28 protein-coding genes are annotated in these 26,749 nt (G+C 50.3%); 26 read left to right on the plus strand and 2 right to left on the minus strand.

All coding sequences use genetic code 11. From position 1 onward, the window contains the following. Positions 1 to 300: 300 nt before the first annotated feature. The 7 genes from V5J77_RS12570 to V5J77_RS12600 all read left to right on the plus strand — a co-directional run bounded on the left by V5J77_RS12570 (position 301) and on the right by V5J77_RS12600 (position 4,636). A complete protein-coding gene (locus tag V5J77_RS12570; protein ID WP_338556263.1) occupies positions 301 to 1,203 on the plus strand; it encodes a DUF72 domain-containing protein in 903 nt (300 codons plus the stop codon). A 17-nt stretch (positions 1,204 to 1,220) separates the two neighbouring features. Further along, on the plus strand, positions 1,221 to 1,667 hold the full coding sequence (locus V5J77_RS12575; RefSeq protein ID WP_338556265.1) for a MarR family transcriptional regulator: 447 nt from the start codon (positions 1,221 to 1,223) through the stop codon (positions 1,665 to 1,667). A gap of 197 nt (positions 1,668 to 1,864) precedes the next feature. After that, complete coding sequence (locus V5J77_RS12580; RefSeq protein ID WP_338556267.1) at positions 1,865 to 2,581, plus strand: hypothetical protein; 717 nt, start codon at positions 1,865 to 1,867, stop codon at positions 2,579 to 2,581. Between the two features lie 38 nt (positions 2,582 to 2,619). Next, positions 2,620 to 3,405 (plus strand): N-acetyltransferase, encoded by a 786-nt coding sequence (locus tag V5J77_RS12585; protein WP_338556269.1) that lies wholly within the window; start codon positions 2,620 to 2,622, stop codon positions 3,403 to 3,405. A 74-nt stretch (positions 3,406 to 3,479) separates the two neighbouring features. After that, positions 3,480 to 3,848, plus strand: a complete 369-nt coding sequence (locus tag V5J77_RS12590) for a DUF423 domain-containing protein (protein WP_338556271.1) — start codon at positions 3,480 to 3,482, stop codon at positions 3,846 to 3,848. A gap of 84 nt (positions 3,849 to 3,932) precedes the next feature. Continuing rightward, on the plus strand, positions 3,933 to 4,115 hold the full coding sequence (locus V5J77_RS12595) for a hypothetical protein (protein WP_338556273.1): 183 nt from the start codon (positions 3,933 to 3,935) through the stop codon (positions 4,113 to 4,115). Positions 4,116 to 4,186: 71 nt separating this feature from the next. Beyond that, positions 4,187 to 4,636: a DUF441 domain-containing protein gene (locus V5J77_RS12600; protein WP_338556275.1), complete on the plus strand. Its 450-nt coding sequence runs from the start codon at positions 4,187 to 4,189 to the stop codon at positions 4,634 to 4,636. Here V5J77_RS12600 and V5J77_RS12605 read toward each other — a convergent pair. Beyond that, the gene (locus tag V5J77_RS12605; protein WP_338556277.1) at positions 4,626 to 5,153 is read right to left on the minus strand and encodes a GNAT family N-acetyltransferase; all 528 of its coding nucleotides are present in this window, start codon (positions 5,151 to 5,153) and stop codon (positions 4,626 to 4,628) included. The two genes, V5J77_RS12600 and V5J77_RS12605, sit on opposite strands and share 11 nt — an antisense overlap. A gap of 299 nt (positions 5,154 to 5,452) precedes the next feature. Continuing rightward, positions 5,453 to 6,115, minus strand: a complete 663-nt coding sequence (locus tag V5J77_RS12610) for a cupin domain-containing protein (protein WP_338556279.1) — start codon at positions 6,113 to 6,115, stop codon at positions 5,453 to 5,455. Between the two features lie 201 nt (positions 6,116 to 6,316). Between V5J77_RS12610 and V5J77_RS12615 the strand changes: the two genes are divergently transcribed. The 19 genes from V5J77_RS12615 to V5J77_RS12705 all read left to right on the plus strand — a co-directional run bounded on the left by V5J77_RS12615 (position 6,317) and on the right by V5J77_RS12705 (position 26,727). Continuing rightward, positions 6,317 to 9,655, plus strand: coding sequence for a DUF5107 domain-containing protein (locus tag V5J77_RS12615; protein ID WP_338556281.1), 3,339 nt, complete (start codon positions 6,317 to 6,319; stop codon positions 9,653 to 9,655). 98 nt (positions 9,656 to 9,753) lie between these two features. After that, a complete protein-coding gene (locus V5J77_RS12620) occupies positions 9,754 to 10,992 on the plus strand; it encodes an MFS transporter (RefSeq protein ID WP_338556283.1) in 1,239 nt (412 codons plus the stop codon). Positions 10,993 to 11,264: 272 nt separating this feature from the next. Beyond that, on the plus strand, positions 11,265 to 12,029 hold the full coding sequence (gene pxpB / locus V5J77_RS12625; protein WP_338556285.1) for a 5-oxoprolinase subunit PxpB: 765 nt from the start codon (positions 11,265 to 11,267) through the stop codon (positions 12,027 to 12,029). Next, entirely contained in the window at positions 12,029 to 13,045 is a 1,017-nt protein-coding gene (locus V5J77_RS12630) for a biotin-dependent carboxyltransferase family protein (protein WP_338556287.1), read from the plus strand. The genes pxpB and V5J77_RS12630 overlap by 1 nt, the downstream gene beginning before the upstream one ends. A 4-nt stretch (positions 13,046 to 13,049) precedes the next feature. Further along, positions 13,050 to 13,835 (plus strand): 5-oxoprolinase subunit PxpA, encoded by a 786-nt coding sequence (locus V5J77_RS12635; RefSeq protein WP_338556289.1) that lies wholly within the window; start codon positions 13,050 to 13,052, stop codon positions 13,833 to 13,835. Positions 13,836 to 13,917: 82 nt separating this feature from the next. Beyond that, positions 13,918 to 14,454 (plus strand): YfiT family bacillithiol transferase, encoded by a 537-nt coding sequence (locus tag V5J77_RS12640; protein WP_338556292.1) that lies wholly within the window; start codon positions 13,918 to 13,920, stop codon positions 14,452 to 14,454. A 52-nt stretch (positions 14,455 to 14,506) separates the two neighbouring features. Continuing rightward, positions 14,507 to 15,100, plus strand: a complete 594-nt coding sequence (locus tag V5J77_RS12645; RefSeq protein ID WP_338556294.1) for a DUF1572 family protein — start codon at positions 14,507 to 14,509, stop codon at positions 15,098 to 15,100. Between the two features lie 152 nt (positions 15,101 to 15,252). Further along, the gene (locus V5J77_RS12650) at positions 15,253 to 15,399 is read left to right on the plus strand and encodes a hypothetical protein (protein WP_338556296.1); all 147 of its coding nucleotides are present in this window, start codon (positions 15,253 to 15,255) and stop codon (positions 15,397 to 15,399) included. 71 nt (positions 15,400 to 15,470) lie between these two features. Further along, positions 15,471 to 15,641 (plus strand): hypothetical protein, encoded by a 171-nt coding sequence (locus V5J77_RS12655; RefSeq protein WP_338556298.1) that lies wholly within the window; start codon positions 15,471 to 15,473, stop codon positions 15,639 to 15,641. 197 nt (positions 15,642 to 15,838) lie between these two features. Then, positions 15,839 to 16,504 carry a phosphatase PAP2 family protein gene (locus V5J77_RS12660; protein WP_338556300.1) on the plus strand — a complete coding sequence of 222 codons (666 nt, stop codon included), beginning with the start codon at positions 15,839 to 15,841 and terminating at the stop codon, positions 16,502 to 16,504. A 224-nt stretch (positions 16,505 to 16,728) separates the two neighbouring features. Beyond that, positions 16,729 to 17,442 carry an FCD domain-containing protein gene (locus V5J77_RS12665; RefSeq protein ID WP_338556302.1) on the plus strand — a complete coding sequence of 238 codons (714 nt, stop codon included), beginning with the start codon at positions 16,729 to 16,731 and terminating at the stop codon, positions 17,440 to 17,442. 33 nt (positions 17,443 to 17,475) lie between these two features. Then, on the plus strand, positions 17,476 to 18,675 hold the full coding sequence (locus V5J77_RS12670) for a M20 family metallopeptidase (protein WP_338556304.1): 1,200 nt from the start codon (positions 17,476 to 17,478) through the stop codon (positions 18,673 to 18,675). Between the two features lie 70 nt (positions 18,676 to 18,745). Further along, the gene (locus V5J77_RS12675; protein ID WP_338556753.1) at positions 18,746 to 20,263 is read left to right on the plus strand and encodes an ABC transporter substrate-binding protein; all 1,518 of its coding nucleotides are present in this window, start codon (positions 18,746 to 18,748) and stop codon (positions 20,261 to 20,263) included. An 87-nt stretch (positions 20,264 to 20,350) separates the two neighbouring features. Continuing rightward, on the plus strand, positions 20,351 to 21,268 hold the full coding sequence (locus tag V5J77_RS12680; protein WP_338556306.1) for an ABC transporter permease: 918 nt from the start codon (positions 20,351 to 20,353) through the stop codon (positions 21,266 to 21,268). A gap of 17 nt (positions 21,269 to 21,285) precedes the next feature. Then, positions 21,286 to 22,209 (plus strand): ABC transporter permease, encoded by a 924-nt coding sequence (locus V5J77_RS12685; RefSeq protein ID WP_338556308.1) that lies wholly within the window; start codon positions 21,286 to 21,288, stop codon positions 22,207 to 22,209. Between the two features lie 21 nt (positions 22,210 to 22,230). Next, positions 22,231 to 23,205 carry an ABC transporter ATP-binding protein gene (locus tag V5J77_RS12690; RefSeq protein WP_338556310.1) on the plus strand — a complete coding sequence of 325 codons (975 nt, stop codon included), beginning with the start codon at positions 22,231 to 22,233 and terminating at the stop codon, positions 23,203 to 23,205. After that, on the plus strand, positions 23,205 to 24,194 hold the full coding sequence (locus tag V5J77_RS12695) for a dipeptide ABC transporter ATP-binding protein (protein ID WP_338556755.1): 990 nt from the start codon (positions 23,205 to 23,207) through the stop codon (positions 24,192 to 24,194). The genes V5J77_RS12690 and V5J77_RS12695 overlap by 1 nt, the downstream gene beginning before the upstream one ends. Positions 24,195 to 24,239: 45 nt before the next feature. After that, positions 24,240 to 26,276, plus strand: coding sequence for a S9 family peptidase (locus tag V5J77_RS12700; protein ID WP_338556312.1), 2,037 nt, complete (start codon positions 24,240 to 24,242; stop codon positions 26,274 to 26,276). After that, the gene (locus tag V5J77_RS12705) at positions 26,266 to 26,727 is read left to right on the plus strand and encodes a hypothetical protein (RefSeq protein ID WP_338556314.1); all 462 of its coding nucleotides are present in this window, start codon (positions 26,266 to 26,268) and stop codon (positions 26,725 to 26,727) included. Before V5J77_RS12700 ends, V5J77_RS12705 begins: the two co-directional genes overlap by 11 nt. Positions 26,728 to 26,749 lie beyond the last annotated feature (22 nt).

The raw sequence follows: 26,749 nt of genomic DNA on the forward strand, positions 1-26,749 counted from the left end.
CCTTGTTAAGCAGTCGGTTTATTCCTGAAACCTATCTGCTTAGCGGGAAGTATTCTTTTTACCAAAAGGAGGCCTGAGTAATCAGTCCTTCAGATTGACGAGAAACCCTGCGTCTTGTCTCAAGACAGTTGGGGTTTCTCTTTGTTATGGAGATCTGAATGAAGATAAAGGAAGGGCATTGCGCAGCCCATTATCTCGTGAGTACGTGCAAAAGTTGTCAAAGCAACTGTAGTTGCTTTATCATAAAAAAGACATCTTCAACAGACCTATAACATGCCAATGACATACGAAAGGAGCCGAATGATGGCTGTTCAAATCGGACTTACAGGCTGGGGCGACCATGATTCGCTGTATATTCCCGGTACAAAGGCGAAGGACAGGCTGGGCAAATATGCAACATATTTTCCCGTCGTTGAAGTGGACAGCTCCTTCTATGCGATTCAATCTCGAGAACGATTTGCCAAATGGGTGGCTGAAACGCCAAGCTCGCTCCATTTTATGATAAAAGCCTATCAAGGCATGACCGGGCATCAGCGCGGTGAAGCGGCAGCATCGGCGGCCTTAAACGACACCGGGCAAATGTTCGCTGCTTTTCGCGAGTCCATTGAGCCAGTTATCGAGGCTGGGCGACTGACCGCCGTGCTTTTCCAATATCCACCGTGGTTTGATTGCACGCAGGATAATGTCCGGCTGCTTCGCGAAACAAAGCTCAGAATGGGCAGCATTCGCTGCGCGCTGGAGTTCCGTCATCAGAGCTGGTTTATGCCGGAGTTTCGTGCGAAGACGCTGGCGTTTATGGAGCGCGAGGGCTGGATACACAGTGTTTGTGATGAGCCGCAAGCAGGCGTTGGCTCAGTGCCAACTGTGCTGCATGCGACTGATCAGGAGCTGACGCTCGTTAGGCTGCATGGCCGAAATGTATCGGGCTGGAACCAGAGCGGAGCGCCGAATTGGCGCGAGGTTCGCTATTTATACCGCTATAACAGTACGGAGCTGCGAGAATGGGCAGACCATATTAAGGAGCTGCAGCAGCAGAGCAAGCATATTTGCATTATTTTTAACAATAACTCTGGCGGGGATGCGGCTGATAATGCCAAAGAACTGATGGACCTGCTCGAACTGAACTGTCCGGATGGGGAAGGGCCATATTTTGTGCGCAATGAGCCGGAGCCGCCAGCGGTAGAGCAGCTGGAGTTATTTTAGATTGGGAGGACAGGTTTATGCCCTATCAGGGACTTGAGCAATCCATTGGCTTTACGATGGGAATGACCTATCGCAAGCTTACTAATTTTTTTCAACAACAATTAAGGGAATATGCGATTACGCCTGAGCAGTGGTCAGTGCTTCTTCAAATAAGCAAGTCGGAGGGCTTGATCCAGAAGGAAATTGCGTTGCGGACGAGCAAGGAAAATCCCACCGTTACCCGAATCATTGACTATTTGGAGAAGGAGCAGCTGATTTACAAGCGGCCTGGCGTACAGGATCGCCGCAGCTTTGTAGTATATATTACAGATAAAGGCCAGCAGCTTATTAATGAAACGATTGCCATAAATGAGTCGGTGAACGATGAAGTCAAGAAGGTCATTTCCGCAGCGGAATATGAGCTGATGATTTCACTAATGCTGCGAATTAATAATCATATGCAGGCATCAAGCGAGAAAAATTAACCGTTTCGGCAGCTGTTAGATTTTTTTCGGCACATAAGGTTTCTTGGAATCTGTTGAAATATCCTCTTAACAATCCAACATTTCCCACCGATATAATTAAAAAGGTCGATGCGATGTTATTAAAAACGGGCTGCGCCGTGTACATATATAGAGCAAATACTTGTGCGCGTGGGAAAAAGGTTGGAGGAGGGAAGGCTTTGGGCGATACAGGCCACAGCAGCAGAGATGCCGGGGAGGCAGCTTTCCAATGGATCAGGCTGACAGGCTTTGAACGGGAAGAGCCGTGCAGACGGCGAGAGCGGAAGGATATCCGAAAAGTACGGGCGTTAAAGCACTTCTATAAAAATTGCTTTATACCAGCTCTTGAACAAACGGTTTTTCAGGAAAATCGTTATTACCAACACCATCAGGAACAGCTGATCGAGCTGTTTTTATCTTCTTTTCGCCAGCTGTGTAATCGGCTCTATGTCAGGCAGCAGGAGGGGCGGATCGGAGCCATTAGCATCATTGAATACAGCTTGCAGCCATCCCCAAGTACGGTAGAATTATTTGGCTATCGGGTAGTGGCCTATGGCGAGCAGGGGTATGAAGATACGGAGCCTTACACGGAAAATTATAATACCGCCTGGCTGTATCAGTTCGTACCAGAGCTGATGACGAATTTAAATGAGCAGCGTAAAGCATATAAGGGAAAAATATTGGGCGGCGATGTTGAGAACATGATGCGGGGCGAGTTGGTTTTGTTCCACCAGTTTGCAGCCCAACTTATCCGCAGCGCCATTCCAAGGGCCATCAGTGAGCCGCAATATGCGGCGCTGGCCAAAACAGAATCGTTCAACATTCGTCTGGGCCGAGAAGGAAAAGGACGCAAGACGATATATATAAAGCATGATTTCTTTGACTTTGGTGGATAAGGATAGGTTGAATATAGAGCAATAGAAGGGAGCTTGAGATGAACAGAGAACAACTGGTAGCGCTATTTACGAAGGAGCAGCGGATGGATATAGTGTTTCCTGGATATCGCCGCGAGATGGACGGCGATATTATTCGGCAAATCGCGCTCGAAAATGACGGCGAAGGCGGCTTCGTTCTATATACCGATTTGAACGAGGATAATGTTGATGAAGCCATTGAGGCGCAGCTTGCTTATTTCCGCAAGCTTGGGCAATCGTTTGAGTGGAAGGTGTACAGCGATGACAAGCCTCTCAATCTCAAGGAGCGCTTGCTGGCACATGGCTTCGACATCGGCGAAGAAGAGGCGATGATGGTTATTCAGCTTGCGGAAGGGCATGAGCTGCTCCAGTGTGAAATTTCACCAGCTATTCGCCCTGTGACAGATGCGGCAGGCATTGATGCATTAGTAGCGCTGGAAGAAGCGGTATGGGGAGTTTCCCACATCGAGCATGGGGAGCGACTGAAGCAGGATTTACAGGATGAGCAAATTGGGCTGCGCATCTATGCCGCTTATGAGGGAGACAAAATGGTCAGTGCTGCCTGGATGTACTTACACGAGGGAACTTCGTTTGCAAGCATTTGGGGCGGATCTACGCTTGCGGAATACCGCGGCAAAGGATTTTATACAGCGTTGCTGGCTGTGCGTGCACAGGCTGCCTGGCAGGCAGGCTTTCGTTTGATGACCGTGGATGCGAGTCCTATGAGTCGCCCGATTTTGGCGAAACGAGGCTTTGAGCAGCTTGCCTATACATGGCCTTGCATGTCGCCAGCGATAAATATTTGATCTAGGTTGTTCATTATAATCATGCTACAATGGACAAAGCTATTGCGAATAATGGGAAGATGCAGGAGGACGAAATGACGATTTTATTGCTGCTCGGCAGCATCAATATGTTTTTAGCGGTTATGCTTGGCGCTTTTGGCGCGCATGCCTTGAAGAAGAAGCTTTCCGCCGACATGCTGGCTATTTATCAGACGGGGGTGCAATACCAAATTGCCCATGCGCTGGGCTTGCTGCTTGCTGGTGTTTTAGCAGGCGGTATACTTACGAGCGGGCTCGTTGTAACCGCAGGCTGGTTTTTATTTGCGGGCATTATTTTGTTCAGCGGCAGCCTTTACGCTCTTAGCCTCAGCGGCGTGAAGAAGCTTGGCGCGATTACTCCGCTAGGCGGACTGTGTTTTTTGATCGGTTGGGTCATTCTGGCCGTTGCAATTGTTCAAGGCTAGCTGCATAGCCGTAGAAAACGAGAGAGCTTGCCGCGGGCAGGCTCTTTGGTCATTTTGCGATAAGGATTGGGAGGAAGCTGGTTTATGTTTACGGGATGGCGCCTTTCGGTGCTGGGACTAGTTGTTGTAGGGACGACAGCGGTTGTCGCTCCGCTGTTCAAACTAATGGATTACGGAAAAACGATTCCGTTGTTTATTTTATTTGCATTGTTTATCGGCTGTATGGAGCTAATGGAATGGATCAAGCGGCGCAATAGAAGACGTTAATTTTTCGGATAAGTAGCAAATACTAATAAATGACAAAAGCTTGCTAATTAAGAGATAGGAGATTTTAGCAAATGCCGCAAATCGACACGCCGTCTGTCCTGCTGCTTTTTTTCGCGCTGCTGGGCATATTGAGCAAAAATAACTCCATCACCATCGCCGCCGTATTTCTGCTGCTTCTCCGGGTAACGAACGTACATCAGGCTTTCCCGTGGATTGAGAAGCACGGCCTCACTTTGGGCATCATCATATTGACAATTGGCATTCTCGCGCCGCTGGCGAGCGGAACGATCAGTATGAAATCCGTCTATGAATCGTTTCTCCATTGGAAATCGCTAGCGGCCATCGTCGTCGGAGTGATGGTTGCTTATTTGGGCGGGCGCGGCTTCCATCTCATGTCCAGCCAGCCGACGATCGTGACCGGTCTAATTATCGGCACCATTATCGGAGTTGCTTTTTTCAAAGGCGTTCCAGTCGGTCCGCTAATTGCAGCGGGGCTGCTGTCGCTGTTGATTAGCAAGTGAGGGTTAGCCATTCTTCTTGCAGGATGGCGTAATAATATTCGTCCCACCAATCGTGGGCGCCACTAGGAATGCACTTTTTGAAAAAGCCCTCCCGACGCATCCCGATTTTCTCCATCACCCGATAGGAGGGAGTGTTTTCGGGTTGGCAGGTGGCAATAATGCGGTGAAGCCGCAGCTCCTCAAAGCCATATTTCAACATCGAGCGTGCAGCTTCCGTGGCATAGCCCTGATTGCGATAATGCGGGCTGAATACCCAGCCGATTTCATAGGTGTGATCGCCAAAATACTTATGAAACACAATATGTCCAATAAGCGACCCGCCGTTTTTCAATCGTACAGCGTAATTTTGCGCCTTGTCGCCGATATTATGGATAACGAACTGCTTGGCGTCTTCTTCTGTTTGCACGCCTCCGGGTATGTAATTCATGACAGCGGGATCGGATGTGTACGCAAGCACTGCTCTCCAATCCTCTCGTTCAAATAGACGAATCCATAATCGTTCAGATGCAATTAACATATAAAGAACTCCATTTCACAATGAATAGTATTAAGCGTAAACGGCCGAAAGCCGTCCTCTGGCGGCAAAGCTGCCGTTTCGCGTAGAAACATAGAGAAAGGATGGGGAAATTATAGCCTTTCCTGTATTTTATAAACAAGTTCGGATTAATGGGCAGCTTTTCCCTTAAATTATACAAAAACACGGAACAGTTACAAGCTTTTCTTATTTTGAAGCTATATTACAATTCGAAAGGCACGCCAGCTCCACCTGTCAAAGGTGTAAGCTGGCGTGCCTTTTAAAATATAGAAAAGGATATATTACCTTTGCAAATACTGTCCTTGCTCTTGCTCCTCATCCAATGCCTGCGGCGGCGGGTTGCCAATTCGCCATTGTACGCCTTGCGCCGCTTCGTTACTGTAGCCGCCATATCCGCTTGCGCCAGCTTGGGCATTGACGCATGCCGGTCCGATAATGGTCGTATTTTGAATCGGCGACAGTACATGGGCAAGCTGCCTTGCATCGACACAATAGGCGAGCTGGAACACCTCCTTTGGTGTAAGACGCAGCACGTCAGAGCCGAATACCGTTTGTGGACAGCGGTCATCAAAAATCGTAATAAAATGCGTATGCTCGCTGCACGCAATAATCCAGTGCCACCAGCCCATTGGAATGTATACGGCTTGATGGTCGCATAACCGATAAGTAAGCAGCTGCTTCGTAAAAGGATTTAAAATCGAAACGACAATTTCACCATGCGTGACGAATACAAGCTCCGTCGTATTGGGATGCCAATGCGGCTCAACGATATGATTTTTGGTCATATGCGCATCAAAAAACGACGTGCTTTTTAGCACCGGCAATTGCTGTGCCGTTAATTGGTTTAAGTAGTTGCAGGAGTCCTTATGGAACAAGGGGGCGCAATTAACATCGTAAAACAAATTTAATGCGGGTGAAGCGAGGTCTACATATTCTGTGCTCATGATCGGCCTGCCTTTCTGAAATCGCAGTTTTTCCAGCATTGTATGCAGCTGCCTAGACGGAGGTGAAGAGCTGGCGCGGAAGTCGGTTCAATGGGCGGTTCACGAAATCAGAATATAGTCCATTAGAACAAGTGTATCGTGAATTGGCTCTCCTGCTCTCAGGCGCTAAAGTTAAAGCATCAAAGCTAGGGAGGAATCACGTTGGAGCAGCAGGTGAAGATTTGGGAAGAGACGGTTTCCATACCGACCTACGGCATAGGCAAACCAGAGCGAAATCCTATGTTTTTAGAAAAAAGAGTGTATCAAGGCAGCTCGGGCCGGGTTTATCCGCATCCCGTTATTGATAAAATCGAAAATGAAAAGCAGCCACAGCCCTACAAGCTCGTCATTCTCGAAAATGAATATGTGCGTATCGAAATGATGCCAGAGCTAGGTGGACGCATTTATCGGGCGCTGGATAAAACGAATGACTACGATTTTGTCTATTACAACAGGGTCATTAAGCCTGCGCTGGTGGGGCTTGCGGGGCCGTGGATTTCCGGCGGCATTGAATTCAACTGGCCGCAGCATCATCGTCCAAACACCTACGGGCCAGTAGAATATCGTCTAGCTGAAAATAAAGACGGCAGCGCTACCGTATGGGTCAGCGAGATTGATCGCATGTATGGCACGAAGGTAACGGCTGGCTTCACGCTGCACGCAGGCAAGGCTTATTTGGAAATTTCCGCACAGCTTTACAACCGTACGTCGCAGCCGCAAACTTTTTTGTGGTGGGCGAATCCGGCGGTTGCGGTTAATGAGCATACGCAGTCGGTATTTCCCCCTGATGTGACCGCGGTGTTCGATCACGGCAAGCGGGACGTAAGCCGCTTTCCAATTGCAACCGGCACCTATTATAAAATGGATTATTCCGCCGGCGTCGATATTTCCCGCTATCGCAACATTCCCGTGCCAACCTCTTATATGGCTTACAAATCCGATTATAATTTTGTAGGCGGGTATGACCATGGGGTGCAGGCGGGCCTGCTGCATGTAGCGAACCATCATATTTCCCCCGGCAAAAAGCAATGGACTTGGGGGAACGGCGAATTTGGCATTGCCTGGGATCGCAATCTGACCGATGAGGACGGTCCTTATATTGAGCTGATGACGGGCGTCTATACGGACAATCAGCCGGATTTCACCTGGCTTCAGCCGTATGAGGAGAAGTCGTTCAAGCAATATTTTATGCCCTACAAAAAGATAGGAGTCGTCAAAAATGCGTCTATTGATGCCGCTGTTAATTTGGAGGTCGATGAGCAGGCGCAGGAGGCTACGCTTTTCGTTTATGCGACAGCTGTGTTCGAGGATGCCCAGATCGAGCTGCGCGGATGGGGGCGCAGCTATTTGCAGGAGAAGGTGAAGCTGTCGCCGACCGACATTTTCAAGCGTGTCGTCGCATTGGATGATGCAGACCAGGCTTGTGATTTGCTGCTGTCGGTTCATGATGCGGCAGGCAGGCTGCTCATTTCTTATCAGCCCGCCAAGCCCGCGCTAGAGCAAATACCTGAGGCGGCGAAGCCGCTTGAAGCGCCAGCTGCGCTCAAGACGAATGAGCAGCTGTATTTGGCGGGGCTCCACTTGGAGCAATATCGTCATGCGACCTTTGAGCCGGAGGCGTATTATTTGGAAGGGCTGAAGCGCGACGCAAGCGATAGCCGCATAAATATAGCCTATGGCACGCTGCTGCTGCGGCAGGGGAAATTTCAACAGGCGGAGGGCTATTTCCGCACCGCCGTTAAGTCGCTGACGTTGCGCAATCCGAATCCATATGACAGCGAGGCACTTTATCAGCTTGGCGTTGCCTTGAAGCATCAAGGGAAGCGCAAGGAAGCGTTCGCCGCCTTCTACAAGGCAACGTGGTCAGCGGCTTGGCAGGATGCCAGCTACTTCTCGCTGGCGCAGATCGCTTGCGCGGAGGGCGCGCTTGCGGATGCGCTGGAGCTGGTGGAGCGTTCCATCGTGCGGAACGCCCGTAATTATAAAGCGCGCCATTTGAAGGCGGCGCTGCTGCGCAAGCTGGGACGCAGCGAGGAGGCGACAGCCTTCGCGGCGGAGACGCTCGGGCTCGATGTGGCCGATTTCGGAGCGGCCAACGAGCGGTGCTTGGCGCTGGCTGCTGGAGGACAGCAGCAGCTTGCGGATCAGGCGCGCGCCGAGCTGCTGCGGCTGATGCGCGGCGATGCGCACAATTATTTGAACTTAGCTGCCGACTATATGGGCAGCGGGCTGCATGAGGAAGCGATTGAGGTGCTGGCGCGCCTCGTGACTTTACTAGAAGACGAAGCGGCGGCGATCTATCCAATGCTGCATTATACGCTTGCGTATGCCTATGAGCAGACAGGCCATTCGGAAGCGGCTGCTGCTTCGCGCCAAGCTGCGGAATTAGCTGCTCCTCATTATTGCTTCCCAAATAGCTTGTTTGAGCTGCTCGTTCTGGAGCATGCAATAGCGGCCAATCCGCATGATGCGAAGGCGCATTATTATTTGGGCAATTTATTGTATGACAAAAAGCGGCATAGCGATGCGATTGCCCATTGGGAGGCGTCGCGCGCAGCAGAGCCGAACTTTGCCACCGTACATCGCAACTTAGCGCTTGCCTACTACAATAAACGCGGCGACAAGGCCGCTGCACTTGAAGCATTGGAGCAGGCTTTTTCACTTGACCAGACCGACGCTCGCGTCTTCTATGAGCTGGATCAGCTGTATAAAAAGCTAGGCTACCCCGCTGAGCAGCGGCTCGCCAAGCTGGAACAGCAGCGAACGCTTGTCGAGCTTCGCGACGATCTGTACATCGAATATGTCACGCTGCTAAATGCGGCTCAGCAGCATGAGCAAGCGGCAGCGGCGCTATCTTCCCGTCAGTTCCATCCTTGGGAGGGTGGAGAAGGCAAGGTGACGGGGCAGCATGTATTCACGCATGTGGAGCTGGCCAAACAGGCGCTCCAGCAAGGGAATGCTCCCCATGCAATTCAATTGCTGAACAATGCGCTCATTTTTCCGGAGCATTATGGAGAAGGCAAGCTGCATGGCGCGCAGGAAAACAATATTTATTATTACTTAGGCTGCGCGTATGAAGCGCTGAATGATCCGCATAGAGCGGAAGAGTGCTTTAAGCAGGCCTCCCAAGGGCTGGAGGAGCCTGCAAGTGCGCTGTATTACAATGACCAGCCGCCGGATATGATTTTTTATCAAGGGCTAGCGTGGTTGAAGCTAGGCAATGAGCAGGAGGCGAAGCGCCGCTTCCATAAGCTGCTTGATTATGCGGAAAAGCATATTTTCGACCGGGTTGAATTTGATTATTTTGCTGTATCACTGCCGGATTTCCTCGTGTTTGAGGATGACTTAAGCAAACGCAACGAAATTCATTGCCGTTATATGATGGGGCTTGGCCTTCTTGGACTTGGCGAGCGAGAGCGGGCAGCGGAGCAGCTTGGCGCCGCCTTGCAATTGGATAACAATCACAGCGGAGCGCGCATTCATAGTCGGCTGCTCGAATAAATGCAAATGAATGAAGCAATTATTTGGAATCTGCTAGCTCTTAGCCCTCATTTGTCATACAATTGTTTCTGGCAATCTTAATTTACCAGAAGGAGTCTATGATGAAACGATTGATTTGGCTAGGCTGTTTGTCTTACTTCATTATCGGGCTTGCCCATGTTGTGCTTGGCTCTGTATTGCCCGTTGTGCTTGAGCATTATGGCAAAGCCTACAGCGAAGGCGGCACGCTCATTTTCACACAGTTCGGCGGATTTCTAGTCGGCGTGCTGCTCTCGCCGTGGCTGAACCGTCATTTGGGCAAAAGGGGAGGACTGCTCCTTGCTTTCGCTATGCTGTTTAGCGCCGAGCTTGCCTTCATGCTGCTGCCGCCTTGGAGCTTGCTGTATCCGATCGCCATTGTAGCTGGCTTTGGCTTTGGCATGATTGAAGCGGTAATCGGAACGATTATTATCGCAGCAGTCAAAAATCAAACGGCCGTCGCCATGAGCCGCCTTGAGGTGTTTTTCGGCGTAGGCGCTATGGTGATGCCGCTCATTGCAAGCGGCCTGATCTGGGCCAATTATTGGCAGCTGTCCTTTATGTTCGTTTCGCTATTTGCTATTTTGTCTTTGATTTTGTGGGCAAAAGGCTCCTTTGGCGAGCTTGATGCGGTGCTGCGAAAGTCAGTCGCAGCGGCGGCAGAGGAAAGGCAGCAGGCGAAAAGTGGAGGCAAGCCGCTTTATCAGGGCAAGCAGTGGATTATTTTTTCCTTATTCCTTGTGTTTTTCTTTCTCTATGTGGGGACGGAGATGAGCCTTGCAAACTTTATGCCCGCCATTCTTATTGAGAAGCTAGGCATGAAGGAGGCAGGAGCAACGCTAAGTGTAACCTGCTTCTGGGTTGCAATGGCATTCGGACGAATGTTCGCCGGCGTCATTGCCGAGAAAATCAAATACCGGGTGTACATAATGGCGAGCTGTGGTGCGACGGTGCTGCTGTGCATCCTGTTTCCGTTCATGAACCAGGTATGGTCCGCTTTTGCGGTTATATTGCTGCTTGGACTTGCTATGTCCGGCGTGTTCTCTATTGCGCTCGTCTTTTCGAGCAAGCTGCTGCCAGGCGCTGAGGAATCTACCCCAAGCTTTATGATTGCAGCGGGTGGTGTCGGTGGTGCCGTACTGCCGCTTACGATGGGCTGGGGGCTGGATCATTTGCAGTTGAACCAGTCGGTATGGCTGCTGGCTGCTTTTTCCGCTGGATTGATTGTATTGAGTGTTGTCGCCTTCCGGTTGGATCGCAGGCAATTGAGCATGCGGGCTGGGGGAGGCTCTATAGGACGGCCTAAGCACGAAACATAAAAGGCTGACGAAACTGTAAATTGCCAAACGGCGGTTTGCAGTTTTTTTATTGTCTACGTCTGTTTTAGACCTGATTTTTGCTTGAGGGGTGAAGGAAGGAGGAACGTTATCTATTGCCGAATGTTATAGCAGGAGCACATGACAGATGATGGCAAGCGGGTGAAGCGAGCGGTAAAGCAAATATCTATTGTGCTGGGATGTGATTATACTGATCATTGACCGATATAAGAAATAAGAGCTTACAATTTATTTGTGAAAAAAGAGGTGAGGGCGTGTCTATTGCTCCTGTCCATCCAGTCTTTGAAGTAAAGCTGTCGCCTCTCGGAGATACGGCGATTATCGTAGAGCTCGGCAGCGCGATTGACTGCAAGACGCATGAGCGCGTGCAAGCACTCCGCACCTATTTGCAGCGTGAGCCATTTCCTGGCTTCGTTGAGCTTGTTCCGGCTTATGTCACGCTGACGATTTTTTATGATCCAATGAAGCTGCTGACCTCGCTAGCCGAGAACAACTGGCATTCGCAAGCTGAAGCGGCTGCTTCTCCGTATGAATGGGTATTCCAGTTGCTCACGAACATGGTCAGCAAGCTGGAAGGGGAGCAGGCTGCTGCTCCACGAATCGTAAGGCTGCCCGTTTGCTATGGCGGAGAGCTGGGGCCGGATCTCGCAGCGGTTGCGGAACATAGCGGACTTTCGGAAAAAGATGTCATCGCCTTGCATGCGGCGCAGCCATATCTCGTACATATGGTGGGCTTTGCACCTGGCTTTCCTTATTTGGGAGGCCTGCCTGAGCGAATCGCGACACCTCGGCGGACCACGCCCCGCTTGCGTATTGAGCCAGGCAGTGTAGGTATCGGCGGCAATCAGACGGGCGTCTACCCTATCATCTCCCCTGGCGGCTGGCATATTATCGGGCGTACTCCGCTCGCTCTGTTCCGTCCGTCACATGAGCAGCCGAGCTTATTGCAGGCGGGAGATCAGGTTTATTTTGAGCCGATTAGCTATGAAGCCTTTATGGCATGGGAGGAGCAGACATAATGGGCATTCGAATTAAACATGCTGGTCTCCTCACGACTGTGCAGGATCGAGGGCGTCCCGGCTATAGGCAGCAGGGCATTATTGCAGGCGGGGCAATGGATGATTTTGCGCTTCGCGCCGCTAATTTGCTCGTTGGCAATGAGGCGGGAGCAGCGGTGCTGGAAGCTACGCTTATCGGCCCGAAGCTGATTTTTGAGCAGGATGCATTAATCGCTATTTGCGGGGGCAATCTGTCGCCTGCCGTGCAAGGAACAGCCGTACCGCTGTGGCGGCCGGTATACATAAAAGCAGGGAATGAGTTGTCGTTCGGAGCTTGCCAGGCGGGCGCCCGCGCTTATATAGCAGCGGCCGGAGGCATTGATGTCCCGCTAGTTATGGGGAGCAGAAGCACGTACACACGTGCGGCGATAGGCGGCTTTGCAGGCCGCGCGTTGCGAGCGGGGGATGTGCTGGCGATCGGAGAAGGAGCATCGGAAACGCTGTTTTATTGGGAGCAGGAGGCGGAGGACAGGCAGGACGACGCGCCTTTTTTTGCAACCAGCTGGTCGATTGGCTCAGAGGGACGTCCCTTTTATCGGAAAAATCCGGTCATTCGCTTCGTGCCGGGACGGCATTTTGATGCGTTTACCGAAGGGAGCAGAAAGCATTTTTTGCAAAGCGATTTTCGAATATCTTCGCAATCGGATCGGATGGGCTATCGGCTGGAAGGACCGCGTCTTGGGACAGCAGCAGCGCTGGAGCCTATTTCGGAGGCGGTGTCCATGGGAACGATTCAGGTTCCTGCTGGCGGCAGCCCGATAATTTTGATGGCGGACCATCAGACGATTGGCGGCTATCCGAAAATCGCCCAAGTGGCGACGGTAGATTTGCCGCTGCTTGCGCAAGTAAAACCGGGTGAGACGATTAGATTCCAGCAAATTACACGGCAAAAATCAGAAGAGCTTTACATCAAGCATGAGCTTCAAATGCAGCGTCTCTCCATGTTTATTGAAATACGCTATAGAGAGGAGAGATAGACGAATGACGCTGACCATTGATCTGAATTGTGATTTGGGCGAGCATTATGGCGTGTATGAGCTGGGGCAGGATGCTGAGTTGCTGCCGCTCCTTACATCGGCCAACATTGCTTGCGGCTTTCATGCCGGCGATCCGGGGACGATGAGGCGAACGGTGAAGCTGGCGCTGGAAAATGGCGTTGCCATCGGCGCCCACCCTGGGCTGCCGGACTTAATCGGCTTCGGACGGCGTGAGATGGCGATTTCGCCAGAGGAAGCCTATGAGCTGACCGTATATCAAATCAGCGCGCTGAATGGCTTTGTGAGGTCGGAGGGCGGTGTGATGCAGCATGTGAAGCCTCATGGCGCTCTCTATAACATGGCTGCGAAACGCGCCGAACTGGCTGAAGCGATTGCTGAAGCGGTGTATAAGGTGAATCCGGAGCTTATTTTATACGGCTTATCGGGGAGCGAATTGATTCATGCGGGCAAAAAGCGAGGGCTGCGCACGGCGAGCGAGGTGTTTGCAGATCGTACCTACCAGCAAGACGGCTCACTGACACCCCGCAATCAAGCAGGCGCTCTCATAGAGGAGCCGAAGGAAGCGCTGAAGCAGCTTCTTCAGATGCTCAGAGAAGGAGCTGTATCGTCGGCGCAGGGAGTGAAGATTCCGCTAGCTGCGGAAACGATTTGTGTGCACGGTGATGGGGAGAGGGCTCTCTTGTTCGTCAGGCAGATTCGCAAGCTGCTGGAATCGGAAGGAATTATTCTTTGTGCGCCGAGCTCCAATCCATTTCATTCATTCAATTAATGAGCTTCTCTAGTGGATATGCTATTATCATTTCAATAAGAAATAGGAAGATGTCATCATTATGTTTGCAGGGGGCTGGAAAATGGATGATTTGCGCTTTCCCATCGGTTTGTTTGAGCAGGAGGGTGAGATTTCGCAGCAGCAGCTGGATCGCTGGTTTGCCGACATTGAATCGGCTCCAGCACGGCTTCGAGCAGCTGTAATCGACCTAAGCGAGGAGCAGCTTGATACGGTATATCGCCCGGACGGCTGGACGGTAAGACAGGTTGTACATCATTTGGCGGACAGCCACATGAACGCGTATACACGGTATAAGCTGGCGCTGACAGAAGAAATGCCGACTATACGTCCTTATTATGAGGAAAGATGGGCCGAGCTTAGTGACGGGCGTACAGGCCCTATTGAGTTGTCCTTAGCGCTTCTCGATGCGCTGCACGGCAGGTGGCTGCTGCTGCTTCGCTCGCTAAGCCGTGAGCAGCTAGAGCGCGCTTTTATCCATCCCGAATCTGGAAATACAATTAGGCTGGATTGGAATGCAGGCAATTATGCATGGCATGGCAATCATCATATCGCCCATATTACCCGGCTGCGTGAGCGTATGGGCTGGAGCATGGAGTAACATACAATAGCAGGCAAGACTGTTTATCACTCGAAAAAGGGGGGCGCTTGGAATGGATTTGGAACGTATTTATTTGGATAGCATCCAATCACAGTTCCACTACTACAAAAAACTGGCTGAGAAAGCGATGAATCAGGTTGAGCCAGAGCAGCTATTTGTGCAGCCTAAAGAGGATGTGAACAGCATTGGCACCATCGTCAAGCATATGTGCGGCAACATTTTGTCCAGATGGACGGATTTCCTGACGTCAGACGGGGAAAAGGAATGGCGGGATCGCGATGCCGAGTTTGAAAACGATTGGGCGAATAAGGAAGAGCTGCTCGCGAGCTGGGATGAAGCATGGGCTTGTTTTTTTGAGGCGATAGACTCGCTCCAGCCGGAGCAGCTTGGTCAAATTATTTATATTCGCAACGAAGGGCATACCGTTTTAGAGGCGATCAACCGTCAGCTGGCACATTACCCCTATCATATCGGACAAATCGTTTATGCGGCAAAAGGGTTAAAGGAAAACGAATGGAACAGTTTGTCCGTGCCAAGAAACGGCTCGAAGCAATACAATGCCGGGAAATTTGCCAAAGAGAAAGCGATCAAGCATTTTACCGATGAGGAGCTAAAGCGGTTGGATGGTGATGGACTTAGAGAATGAGACGTTTATTAAACCGTCAAAGCACGCTTTGACGGTTTTTTTGTGTTCAAGTGGGGGGAAAGTTTCGAAAAGGGGTTACATATGCCTATACCGCACAGTGGCTTGCTGCATAGGCTGTTATCATTACTAGGAAACGAAGGAGCTTAATCCGGATGTCAAAAACAACTACAAAACCGGAATCGAATGAGCCTTCAGCCGATGATCTCGCCTTATGGTCCGCAGTTATATTAGTGGTCGGTGATCTTTTTGGGCTATTTGCTGTTTTAAAAGCCAGAGCGGAGAAAGAGGATACCTCCTGAAGAGGTTTTGAACAATCTCGCTTTATATATATGGCTGATTAATATAATCAATTGTTGAGGAGGGGTTAATAATGGCTCATGAACAAAAAATAACCTCTGACGACCTATTTAAAATTTCAGCTTCGTTGTCGCTGATTGGTGATGGCTTAGCCTTGCTAGCGTTAAAAAAGGCGGAAGCGGAAAGCGTTAATCAGAAGGCGATGACCGCGGCATTAAATCGCTTGATTCGAAAACGTCCCTAAACGATAAATGAAGGGCGGATAGGCAAATGAAATCGGGAGGAAAGCCTGTTCACACAGGCTTTTTGGTCGTTATACAACCCTATAGCTGTTTCGGAAAAAGGCAGTGAATGAGCTTGGTTTTCAATAATAAAGGATATCGTAGTATAATGTGGTCTTACTTAACATTTTGGTAAAGCCTCAATGGACAATAACTCAACTTGGCAACAATTCGAGACAATAAGGAAGTGGTTGGAATTTCTATTTCAAAGTTGAATTTGCTGGCAGTAGTCTGCTTCGTTCTCTTTATATTAATCGGATTAACCTTTCAAACCCCATTTGTGAAAATGATGGATCAATGGTTGATTCATTACATTCAAGCGTTTGAAGCTCCAAGCTGGACAAGCATTATGAAATTTCTTTCGTTTATTGGCTCTGTAAACGTTGTGATTATAAGCTCAGTTCCCATTATTTTATTTTTGCTTTTTGTATGGAAAAGCCGCAGGGAGACGCTTCTTTTTTTAATAGCTGTATTTGGCTCTGCGCTGCTCAATGCGGGGCTAAAGCTATTGTTTCAACGGGCAAGGCCGAGCTTGAATGCGATTATTACCGAAGTCGGGTACAGCTTTCCAAGCGGGCATTCGATGAATGCGTTTACCTTTTATGGCATCCTTACGTACTTATGCTGGCGGCATATTCCATCAGAGCAGGCAAGGAAATGGCTGCTTGCCTTCAGCTCGATTATGATTGTCGGCATTGGGCTCAGCCGAATATATTTAGGCGTGCATTATCCAAGTGATGTCGTAGGTGCATATTTGATCAGCTTGGTTTGGCTGATTGCTGTTATTCAGTGCACGCGGTACTTTACTCGTGTACAAGCTGCTTAAAGCTGTGTATACAGCTCCAAAATCAACATGAAATAGCAGGGCAGACCGCCGTAGAGCTTGGATGATAGGTCCAAGCCCTGCGGCGGTTTTTTGAAATATGAATGAAGAATAAGGTTCAGCCTAATATGAAAATTCAAATACCAAGTTGACAGATAGGGATTGATGTGGTAGTTTTGGTCTAAGGTTTGAACCTTAATGTTTTTCTGTTGAGTTGGAGGGGTCAAATGCAGTTCGAAAAAGTATCCGCTAAAAAAGTTAGCGATTTTATTTTGGAGCAGCTAGAGGAAGCGATTATCCTTAAAGATTTTCTAGCGGAGGAGCAGCTGCCGACGGAACGGGAGCTTGCAGCGGTATTCAAGGCCAGCAGGCTTGCGGTCAGGGAAGCTTTATCCGAGCTTGAGGGCAAGGGATTAATTGAGAAGCGAATTGGAGCCAAGGGCGGCACATTCGTTCTTCCTTTAACGATAAACTCGCATCAGAGAACGCGGGAGGAAGTGCGCGGCGGCTGGGACGATATGCTGAAAGTTTTTGAATATCGCTCCATTATAGAGCCAGAAGCGGCTTACCTCGCTGCAAAGCGGATAAGCACGGCAGAGCTCGAACAGCTGCGAGGTTTTATTGAAACGAGCATGGAAGAGGATTGCACGCGTGAAATGTTCCGCTCTCTGGACGTCAAATTTCACTTGTCGATTGCGAAAGCTTCCGGCAACGATTATTTCGAGAAGGCAGTCAGGAAAATTCGGACCAAAATTAATCCTGCACTGGATTTAATGCCCTACAACGAGAACGTCAGGCGGACAAGTTATGACAAGCATATGCTGCTGCTTGATGCGCTGCAAGCTGGTAATGGAATCGGCGCAAAGGAAGCGATGAAGCAGCATATTGACGAAACGGTACATGCGATTTATGCGCGTGTCGTTGTCGAAGGAGACAGTTAACTGGTCAACCGGCACTGTGGGAGGGTGAGGATTTTGAAATTAAATGAGCTTCTTGCTCTTGCAAATCAGCAGAAGGAACAACTAGTAGCATGGCGCAGAGACCTCCATCAATACCCTGAAACTGGATTTGAGGAAGTAAGAACGTCGGGAATCGTCACCGAGCATTTGCGGCAGCTAGGGTTGGAGGTTCAAACAAATATAGGGAAAACAGGCGTAGTCGCACTGCTTCGCGGTGAAAAGCCTGGTCCCACCATTGCTCTGCGGGCGGATATGGATGCCTTGCCGATTGAGGATCTGAAATCCGTTGCTTACAAATCGAAAATACCCGGCAAAGCCCATTTATGCGGCCATGATGCGCATACAACTATGCTTATGGGTGCCGCTCAGCTGCTTGTGGGTTTAGGCAAGCCAGCCAGCGGAAATATCAAATTTGTGTTTCAGCCTGCTGAGGAAGGGCTAGCTGGCGCGAAGGCAATGATGGACGACGGTGTGCTGCAAAACCCCGCTGTGGACGTGATGGCCGGGCTGCATGTTTTCCCTTCACTGCCGACAGGCTTCATTTCCGTAACGAAGGGGGACGCCTTCGCGTCAGCCGACAGTATTACCATTAAGATCATCGGCAAAGGCGGCCACGCCGCCCGTCCTCATGAAGGGGTAGATGCGATTACGGTAGCAGCACAGGTGATATCGGCCTTGCAGCATGTGGCTAGTCGTCTAGTTGATCCGCTTGAGCCGGTTGTCGTGACGATTGGAAAAATCAACGGGGGCTACATGGGGGCGGCGATTGCTCCTGAAGTGGAGATGGTTGGCACAGTCAGAACACTGACGCCGGCAGTCCGCGAGCGGATGCCGCAGCTGCTTGAAGACATCATTCGCGGCGTGACCTCATCCTTTGGGGCAGACTACGAATTAAACTACAAGATGGGTTATCCGGTTGTGCAAAACGATGAAGCAATGGTTGATTTTCTTACCTCGACAAGCGAGCAGTTATTAGGTGGGAAAAAATGGATTTATGTTAAGCCGTCAATGGGCGGCGAGGACTTTGCCTTTTATTCCGAGGCAGTGCCAAGCGTGTTTTTCCGTCTAGGCGTTGGAAGCGGCGAGGAATATACCTCTTACCCGCTGCATCACCCCCAGTTTGATTTGGATGAAGCAGCTCTTCCTTACGGTACGGCCATGCTGTCAGCTCTTGCACTAAACTATTTGGCTGATCCATGGAAAAAAACAAACTAGAACGAATTTCAGGAGGCTGAGCGATTTGAAACGATGGTATGTACAGGGCTTTGCAGCCATAATAGCGGTTATGCTGGTAATTACAGGTTGCGGCAACGCCACAGAGACGAAAAATGAGACGCAAACGAATGGCGGGACAGCTAGCGCTCCAGCGGGCGGTGACAAAACGACTTTAACGATCGCTAACGCAACGGATATTGAAAGCTTTGATACTCATAACAACAACAATACGATGAGCGAAGCGGTGCTCGTCAATGTGTTTGATTATTTGCTGAAAAATGACGCGGAGCAAAACAAAGTGCCCGTGCTTGCCACCTCGTGGGAGCAGGTTAATGATACGACATGGAGATTGAAGCTGCGTGAAGACGTCAAGTTTCACAATGGCGACCCATTCACAGCTGCGGATGTAAAGTTCTCGCTTGAGCGTGTTGCAAAGGACACTACCTTGAAGCAAAATACGTATTACAAGCACATTAAAGAAGTCAATATTATTGATAATTATACGGTTGATATTGTTACGGAAACGCCAGACCCGATTATGCTTAATCGTTTGTCCCGCATGGGCGCAGGCATTTTGCCTTCCAAATATATTGAGGAAAACGGCATCGAAGCTTTCTTGAAGGCTCCGATTGGCACAGGCCCTTATAAATTTTCCAAATGGACGAAGGATGACCGCATTGAGCTGGTGAAAAATGCCGATTATTTCGGTGGAACGCCGAAATGGGAAAATGTTGTTTTCCGCTCCATTCCTGAAGCGTCGACTCGGGTTTCCGAGCTGCTGACTGGCGGAGTTGATATTGCTGCCGGTGTTCCAGCAACGGATATTGCGCGTATAGAAGGTGTCGATGGTCTAAGTGTTGAGCAAGCGAAAATTCAGCGTGTGCTTCATATCATTATGCGCATGACCGAAGGCTCGATTACCGCTGATCCTAAGGTTCGCGAGGCGATTGATCTTGCAATCGACAATCAGGTTATTATTGATAGCATTGCTGGCGGAGCGGGGATCCCAACGAGAACGTCGGTTACGCCTGGCAACTTCGGTTCAGATCCGAGCCTGTATGAAACGTTTGAGTATGATCAGGAGCGTGCGAGAGCCTTGTTGAAGGAAGCTGGTTATGAAAATGGCGCGAAAGTGTCGTTCTCATCCTCCGTTCAATATAAAGAAGTAGCTGAGGTAGTAGCGGCTATGCTTACAGATGTAGGCTTCGAGGTCAATTTGGAAATTTTGGAGGCCAGCAGCTTTAGCGAGAAGCTGAACTCGAAGAAATTCAACGAGCTGTTCCTGCTTGGCGTAGGAAATTCCTTATTTGATGCCTCGAACAATTACAATCGCTTTAAGAAAGAAAATGCGGCTGGCGAGACCGATTATAACAATCCAGAAGTAGAGGAGCTGCTGCAATCGGCGCTGCAAAACATGGATGTAGCGGATCGTGAGAAGCAATATCAGAAGGTTCAGCAGCAATTTACAGTTGACCGTCCGACGATTTACCTGTACCAAATGAAGGGCATTTACGGCATTGGAGCAGGCATCGGCTACACGCCAAGGCTTGATGAGATGTATTATGCGGAAGATATTACGCTGAAATAACAGCAGATATAAAGGAGGGAATAGAAGGAATAGCGTTCTATTCCCTTCCTTTTGCTTTAATCCATTACTTAGGAGAGGGGCCGTTCAGTGGGCAAATATACAATTAAATCTTTGCTGCAAATGGTGCCGGTTCTATTTCTCATTTCCGCCATCGTTTTTGTGCTTGTGCATGTGACAGGCGACCCGGTCAATCTGATGCTGCCCGAGACGGCTACTGAAGAGGATCGGGCTGTTTTGTCAAAAGCGCTAGGGCTGGACCGGCCGCTATATGTTCAATTCGGCCTATTTCTCTATAATGCTGTACAGGGAGACTTCGGACATTCCTTCCATTACGGACAATCAGCTTTGCCGCTTGTGCTGGAAAGGCTGCCTGCCAGTTTCCAGCTTGCTGGAGCGGGAATGCTGATTGCAACGCTGATTGCTATTCCGCTAGGCATTATTTCGGCGCTGAAGCGCAACACGTATTTGGATCTATTTATTTCAGGCTTGTCTGCGCTTGGCAAAGGAATGCCCAATTTTTGGACGGGCATTATGCTGATTTTATTATTCTCCGTTATACTGGGAATTTTCCCCGTTTCGGGAAAGGGCGGACTGGAGCATCTCGTCCTGCCTGCCATAACGCTAGGAGCCGGCATTGCGGCGCAAATGACGAGGCTCATTCGGGCAAGCATGCTGGAGATTTTGAATCAAGAATATATTCGTACGGCCAGAAGCAAGGGACTGCTGGAAACCGTCGTTATTTTCAAGCATGCGCTGCGCAATGGACTGATTCCCGTCGTTACGATTATGGGCCTGCAATTTACAAGCCTGATTGGCGGGACGCTCGTTACCGAGACGGTGTTCTCATGGCCAGGACTTGGGCAACTGCTAGTGTCGGCCGTCAATACACATGATATGTCGATTGTACAGGCTGCCGTATTCGTCATTGCGATCATCGTATTGGTTGTGAATTTATTGACGGATATTGTATACCGGTATCTCGACCCACGCATTAAATACAGTTAAAGCCAGAGGTGAGGCAGATGTCGTTATTATCCAAATCGCAAGCGGATGGCTTGCCGGGCAAGCGGCCTGAGGAGTCGGAAAGCAGATGGCGGCAGGGAATCAAGTCGCTGCTAAAAAGCAAGACCGGTACGCTCGGTATTTTGATCGTACTCGCCGTATGCATCATTGCCATTGGCGCGCCGTTATTTGCCACTCATGAGCCAGCGAAAATTAGTCCGGCGCAGAGGCTGCTTCCGCCCATGTGGCTGGAGGGCGGCATGCATGAGCATTTACTGGGGACGGACAATTTAGGCAGAGACATTTGGAGCCGCATTGTTTACGGCTCGCAAGTATCCTTAATCGTCGGAATTGGAGCCGTTATGCTGTCTGGAGCAATCGGAGCCCTTCTGGGCTTGCTGGCAGGCTTTTATGGAAAATGGGTAAATGCCATTATTATGAGGGTTGCTGATGCTTTTATTGCCATTCCAGCTATTTTGTTCATGCTGGTTGTACTCGCCGTGCTTGGACCGGGACTTGGAACGCTAATCTTTGTTATTGGCGTCACCAACTGGGTTTCTTATGCCCGGGTTGTCCGCGGGGAAGTGCTCAGCGTGAAGGAACGGGATTTTGTTAAAGCGGCGAGAGCATTGGGCGCACGTAACGGACGGATTATTTTTACCCATATTTTGCCGAACGTACTGTCATCCTTCATTATTATTTCCACGATGAGCGTGGCGACCACGATTATTATGGAGGCTTCTCTCAGCTTTCTCGGGCTTGGCATTAAGCCGCCTGTTGTTTCCTGGGGCGGGATGCTAAGCGACGGACGTCAATATTTGGCTACAAGCTGGTGGGTGGCTACTTTTCCGGGACTTGCCATTACAATTACGGTTCTAGGCGTTATCTTTTTCGGAGATTGGCTTCGCGATATGCTGGACCCTCGCATGAAATCGAAGGAATAAGAAGGGAAATGAGGGAGCAATATGCCGACACCTTTGCTGGAAGTAAAAAATTTGCATACGAGCTTTAAAACGGACAAAGGCGTGATTCCTTCCGTAAACGGTGTAAGCTTTTCCGTCGAAAAGGGGGAAACGCTTGCGATTGTAGGGGAATCCGGCTGTGGAAAAAGCGTCACTTCGTTGTCCATCATGGGGCTCATCGCTTCACCCGGCTCTATAACGGGCGGGGAAATTATATGGCAAGGCCGCGATTTGGTGAAGCTGTCTCGCAAGGAGCTGCGGAAGCTGCGCGGCAACGAAATGTCGATGATTTTTCAAGAGCCGATGACCTCGCTCAATCCTGTGTTTACGATCGGCAATCAGCTGTCGGAAGTATTTCGGGTTCATCAAGGGGCAAGCAAAGCGGAAGCCAGACAGAAAAGTGTGGACATGCTGGAGCGTGTAGGCATAGCCAATGCTTCCAAGCTGATTCGCCAATTTCCTCATCAGCTGTCTGGAGGAATGCGGCAACGGGTTATGATTGCGATGGCGCTCGCCTGTGAGCCGCAGCTGCTTATTGCCGATGAACCAACAACGGCGCTCGATGTGACGATTCAGGCACAAATTTTAGATTTGATTGCGACGCTCAGCAAGAAGCAGCAGACGGGCGTTATTTTAATTACGCATGATTTGGGCATTGTGGCAGAAATGGCGGATCGCGTCGTTGTGATGTATGCAGGAGAAGTAGTCGAAGAAGCAGCTGTCGCTGATTTGTTCTCTGCTCCGAAGCATCCTTATACGGCCGGATTACTCGGTTCTTTGCCAAGAATGGACGAGCAGCGTGATCAGCTCGCAACGATACCCGGCATGGTGCCTAATTTGCTGGCCATGCCAAGCGGTTGTCCTTTCCACCCTCGCTGTTCCTATGCAGGCAGCGAATGCACGGTTATTAAACCGGAGCTTGAGCGAGTTGGCACGGGTCACTATGCGAGATGCCTGAAAAGCGAGGAGGTGTCATGATGAGCCAGAGCGACTTTAATGCTGCCCCCCTTCTGGAAGTGAAGGATTTACGGAAGTATTATCCCTTGAAACGGGGCTGGTTTGCGAGGGGGAATGAATATGTCCGTGCAGTGGAGGGCCTTGATTTCACTATTAATCAAGGGGAAACGCTAGGCATCGTAGGCGAGTCTGGCTGCGGCAAATCAACAACGGGCGAGATGGTAGCGCAGCTGCTTGAGCCAACGTCTGGCGAGATATGGTTTGAAGGTAGACGTCTGACGGGAATGAATGAGCAGAACATTCGGCAGGTAAGACGTGAGCTGCAAATTATTTTTCAAGACCCTTACGCTTCTCTGAATCCGAGAATGACGATTAAGGATATTGTCAGCGAGCCGCTCAAAATTCATGGTCTGGCGAAGGGGCGAGAGCTGCATGGCGAGGTATTGGAGCTTCTGGAGACGGTAGGGCTTGGCGCACATCATCTGGATCGCTATCCCCATGAGTTCAGCGGCGGACAAAGGCAGCGAATTGGTATCGCCAGGGCACTGGCGCTTAAGCCAAAGCTCATTGTTTGTGATGAGCCGGTATCGGCCTTGGACGTATCCATTCAAGCGCAAATTTTAAATTTGCTGAAATCGCTGCAACAGAAATTTTCGCTCACCTATATTTTTATCGCCCACGGCTTGCCTTCGGTCAAGCATGTTAGCGACCGCATTGCGGTCATGTATTTGGGGCGAATTGTCGAGCTTGCGGATCGAGATGACTTGTTTGCGCGGCCGAAGCATCCGTACACACAGGCATTGCTATCAGCCGTTCCTGTGCCTGATCCGACGATCCGCAAGGAGCGCATTGTGCTGTCCGGTGAGTTGCCGAGCGCGGTTAATCCGCCGACGGGCTGTGCCTTTCATCCCCGCTGTCCCTACGTACAGCCTATATGCAAAATAGAGGCACCTGCCTTAAAGCCTTCCGGCACTCGGCACATGGCGGCCTGTCATTTTCCGCCGAATTAGGGCGCACATCCCAGTCAAAAGCTAAGATCAAGAGGAGGCGCTAATATGTCAGAGCCCAAACGCTTAATCAAGCCAGAGGATTTATACCGCTACAGCTGGGTCAGTGATCCAGCGATACATCCGGTCACCTCTTCAGTAGCTTATGTACACAAAGAAATGGATCAAGACAACAACGATTACAGGACGCATATTCGCGTCGTAACCATAGATGGCGAGCAGGATGCTCCTTTAACTGATGGTTCCAAGGATTTTGCTCCGAGCTGGTCGCCGGACGGCACGAAGCTTGGAATTTTGCGGGTAAACGAAAACGGCAAGCAGGTGTGGCTGGTAGATGTGAGTGACGGAACAGCTGTCCAGCTTACTTCGGCCAAGCAAGGGGTTGCCGCTTTCGTCTGGTCGCCGGATGGGAACACAATCGCCTATACGAGTCGCGTCAGCGAGGAAGAATCGCAGGGAAATCGCTCGCTGGATGAAATGCGCAAGCAAGAAGGCCGCCGTGGCCGAAGCTATGAGCGGACGATTCCAAAAGCCGAAGGATTAGGCTGGTGGGACGGAAGATACAGTCAGCTGTTCCGGATTGAGCTTGCAAGCGGAGCCGTGACACAGCTTACAGCAGGTGCATGCGATGTGTCACAGCCCGTATGGACGCGAGATGGGAGCAGGCTTGCTTTTCTTAGCAAAAAGATAGACGATCCGAAGCAGGATGCTGACTTAATTTCCTATCAGGATTTGTTTACGGTCAGCTCATCGGGTGGAGGGCTTCACCGGGTAACAGATACTTCCCTTCAAATTAGCCAGTTCGGCTATTCGCCGGACGGCAGCGTTATTGCCCTGATTGCCGAGGATCGCAAATATGGCAGCGGCACTCAAAGCAGCATCTATCTCGTGCCGAGTACTGGGGGAGCTCCTGTTGCTTGGCAGGAGACAGAAATACAGGTCGGCAATTATATTTTGAACGATATGCGTACAGCTGCTGTTGTGCCCGGACCGTCTGTAGCTTCTGATGGAACCCGTGTATATGCGATAGGCACTTTTCAGGGGCAGGCTCATCTTTATCAGTTCAGCGAAGGAGAAGCGCCAGCGGCGGTATCGCGGGGAGAGCGCGACATCTACCAGTTCGCCGAAACAGCCGATGGCCGTTACTTCATCGTGCTGTCGATGGATGCTCAAGGATCAGGCGAGCTTTACCGCTTGGATCGACTTAGTGGAGAAGAGCTGCGGTTGACGTCTTGGAATAAGGCGGTAATGGAGGAGCTGGACATCAGCTTGCCTGAGGCATTCTGGTATAATTCCACGGATGGAGATCGCGTCCAAGGGTGGATTATGCGTCCGCCAGCACTGCCGCAAGGCGGCAAGGCACCGCTTGTGCTCGTCATACATGGCGGACCTCATGCCATGTATGCGCCAACCTATAGCCATGAGCTTCAAACGCTAGCTTCCGCAGGCTATGCGGTTCTATATGTGAATCCGCGCGGCAGCTTCGGCTACGGCCAGAGCTTTGCGAAGAGCTGCCGAGGTGATTTTGGGGGCGGCGACTATCGGAATCTCATGGATGCCGTTGACGTGGCGGTCGAAAGATTTGATTTTGTTGATGCTACGCGCTTGGGGGTTATGGGGGGAAGCTATGGCGGGTTAATGACCAACTGGATCATTTCTCAGACTAACCGTTTCCAAGCTGCCGTGTCACAGCGCTGTATTTCGAATTGGCTTTCCTTCTACGGGACGAGCGATATCGGCATTTCCTACACCGAAGGCATTGTGGGAGGGAGTCCTTGGGAGCAGCAGGCCCTGCTTCTGGAAAAATCACCGCTTACCTATGCGGCTCAAGTAGAAGCGCCCGTGCTTATTATGCATGGCGAGCAGGATTTCCGCTGTCCGGTCGGACAATCGGACGAGTGGTATACCGCTCTAAAAAGGCTAGGCAAGCAAACGAAGCTGATTCGGTATCCAGGCTCCAATCACACTTTTCTCAAGAACGGCAAGCCGAGCTATCGTGTAGAGGCACTCCGTGAAGTAAATGCTTGGCTGGACAAGCATCTTGCTGCGGCTGGAGGAAGAGGGGGAGCGTCAGATGAAGCATAAAATGCAGCTGCCGCTGCCGCTCGCTTTGCTGATTGAGAACTGCCGGAGCAGCGGTGAAGCGGATGCGGTCATTGCAGCTTGCATTCGAAGTAAGGATTTCTCCTCCATTATGGAGAGGACGGCGGAGCCAACAATGGCATTCGTAGAGCGAGTTCAGCTTGCGGAGGAGCTGCATATTGATTTGGAGCAAGCTTTGCGCAGCGGCTATGAATTTGGTTTTTTACATTTGAATGGTTTGAAGAAGCTGCTTCGTTTCCGCTTCAGTCTTCAAGCGGAGCGGGATTATAGCAGTGTGGATGATGGGGTGCTAGGCTTCGAGCTGAATGAGGCTGCGGCAATTGAACTGCAAGCACTTATTCATCGGCAGTGGCAGTTGGTTCAAGACGGGGAAGCTGATGAGAGTGGTAGCCGCTTGTTTTCCATTTATTTAAAGCGGGAGCAACATGATTAGTGATATACAAGATACAAGAGAG

Source organism: Paenibacillus sp. KS-LC4 (assembly GCF_036894955.1).
Taxonomy (GTDB): domain Bacteria; phylum Bacillota; class Bacilli; order Paenibacillales; family Paenibacillaceae; genus Pristimantibacillus.

Coding starts and splice junctions, on each gene's coding strand:
- V5J77_RS12570 (WP_338556263.1), top strand. CDS start 301: ATGATGGCTGTTCAAATCGGACTTACAGGCTGGGGCGACCATGATTCG.
- V5J77_RS12575 (WP_338556265.1), top strand. CDS start 1,221: ATGCCCTATCAGGGACTTGAGCAATCCATTGGCTTTACGATGGGAATG.
- V5J77_RS12585 (WP_338556269.1), top strand. CDS start 2,620: ATGAACAGAGAACAACTGGTAGCGCTATTTACGAAGGAGCAGCGGATG.
- V5J77_RS12590 (WP_338556271.1), top strand. CDS start 3,480: ATGACGATTTTATTGCTGCTCGGCAGCATCAATATGTTTTTAGCGGTT.
- V5J77_RS12595 (WP_338556273.1), top strand. CDS start 3,933: ATGTTTACGGGATGGCGCCTTTCGGTGCTGGGACTAGTTGTTGTAGGG.
- V5J77_RS12600 (WP_338556275.1), top strand. CDS start 4,187: ATGCCGCAAATCGACACGCCGTCTGTCCTGCTGCTTTTTTTCGCGCTG.
- V5J77_RS12605 (WP_338556277.1), bottom strand. CDS start 5,153: ATGTTAATTGCATCTGAACGATTATGGATTCGTCTATTTGAACGAGAG.
- V5J77_RS12610 (WP_338556279.1), bottom strand. CDS start 6,115: ATGAGCACAGAATATGTAGACCTCGCTTCACCCGCATTAAATTTGTTT.
- V5J77_RS12620 (WP_338556283.1), top strand. CDS start 9,754: ATGATGAAACGATTGATTTGGCTAGGCTGTTTGTCTTACTTCATTATC.
- V5J77_RS12630 (WP_338556287.1), top strand. CDS start 12,029: ATGGGCATTCGAATTAAACATGCTGGTCTCCTCACGACTGTGCAGGAT.
- V5J77_RS12635 (WP_338556289.1), top strand. CDS start 13,050: ATGACGCTGACCATTGATCTGAATTGTGATTTGGGCGAGCATTATGGC.
- V5J77_RS12640 (WP_338556292.1), top strand. CDS start 13,918: ATGGATGATTTGCGCTTTCCCATCGGTTTGTTTGAGCAGGAGGGTGAG.
- V5J77_RS12645 (WP_338556294.1), top strand. CDS start 14,507: ATGGATTTGGAACGTATTTATTTGGATAGCATCCAATCACAGTTCCAC.
- V5J77_RS12650 (WP_338556296.1), top strand. CDS start 15,253: ATGTCAAAAACAACTACAAAACCGGAATCGAATGAGCCTTCAGCCGAT.
- V5J77_RS12655 (WP_338556298.1), top strand. CDS start 15,471: ATGGCTCATGAACAAAAAATAACCTCTGACGACCTATTTAAAATTTCA.
- V5J77_RS12665 (WP_338556302.1), top strand. CDS start 16,729: ATGCAGTTCGAAAAAGTATCCGCTAAAAAAGTTAGCGATTTTATTTTG.
- V5J77_RS12675 (WP_338556753.1), top strand. CDS start 18,746: ATGCTGGTAATTACAGGTTGCGGCAACGCCACAGAGACGAAAAATGAG.
- V5J77_RS12685 (WP_338556308.1), top strand. CDS start 21,286: ATGTCGTTATTATCCAAATCGCAAGCGGATGGCTTGCCGGGCAAGCGG.
- V5J77_RS12690 (WP_338556310.1), top strand. CDS start 22,231: ATGCCGACACCTTTGCTGGAAGTAAAAAATTTGCATACGAGCTTTAAA.
- V5J77_RS12695 (WP_338556755.1), top strand. CDS start 23,205: ATGAGCCAGAGCGACTTTAATGCTGCCCCCCTTCTGGAAGTGAAGGAT.
- V5J77_RS12700 (WP_338556312.1), top strand. CDS start 24,240: ATGTCAGAGCCCAAACGCTTAATCAAGCCAGAGGATTTATACCGCTAC.
- V5J77_RS12705 (WP_338556314.1), top strand. CDS start 26,266: ATGAAGCATAAAATGCAGCTGCCGCTGCCGCTCGCTTTGCTGATTGAG.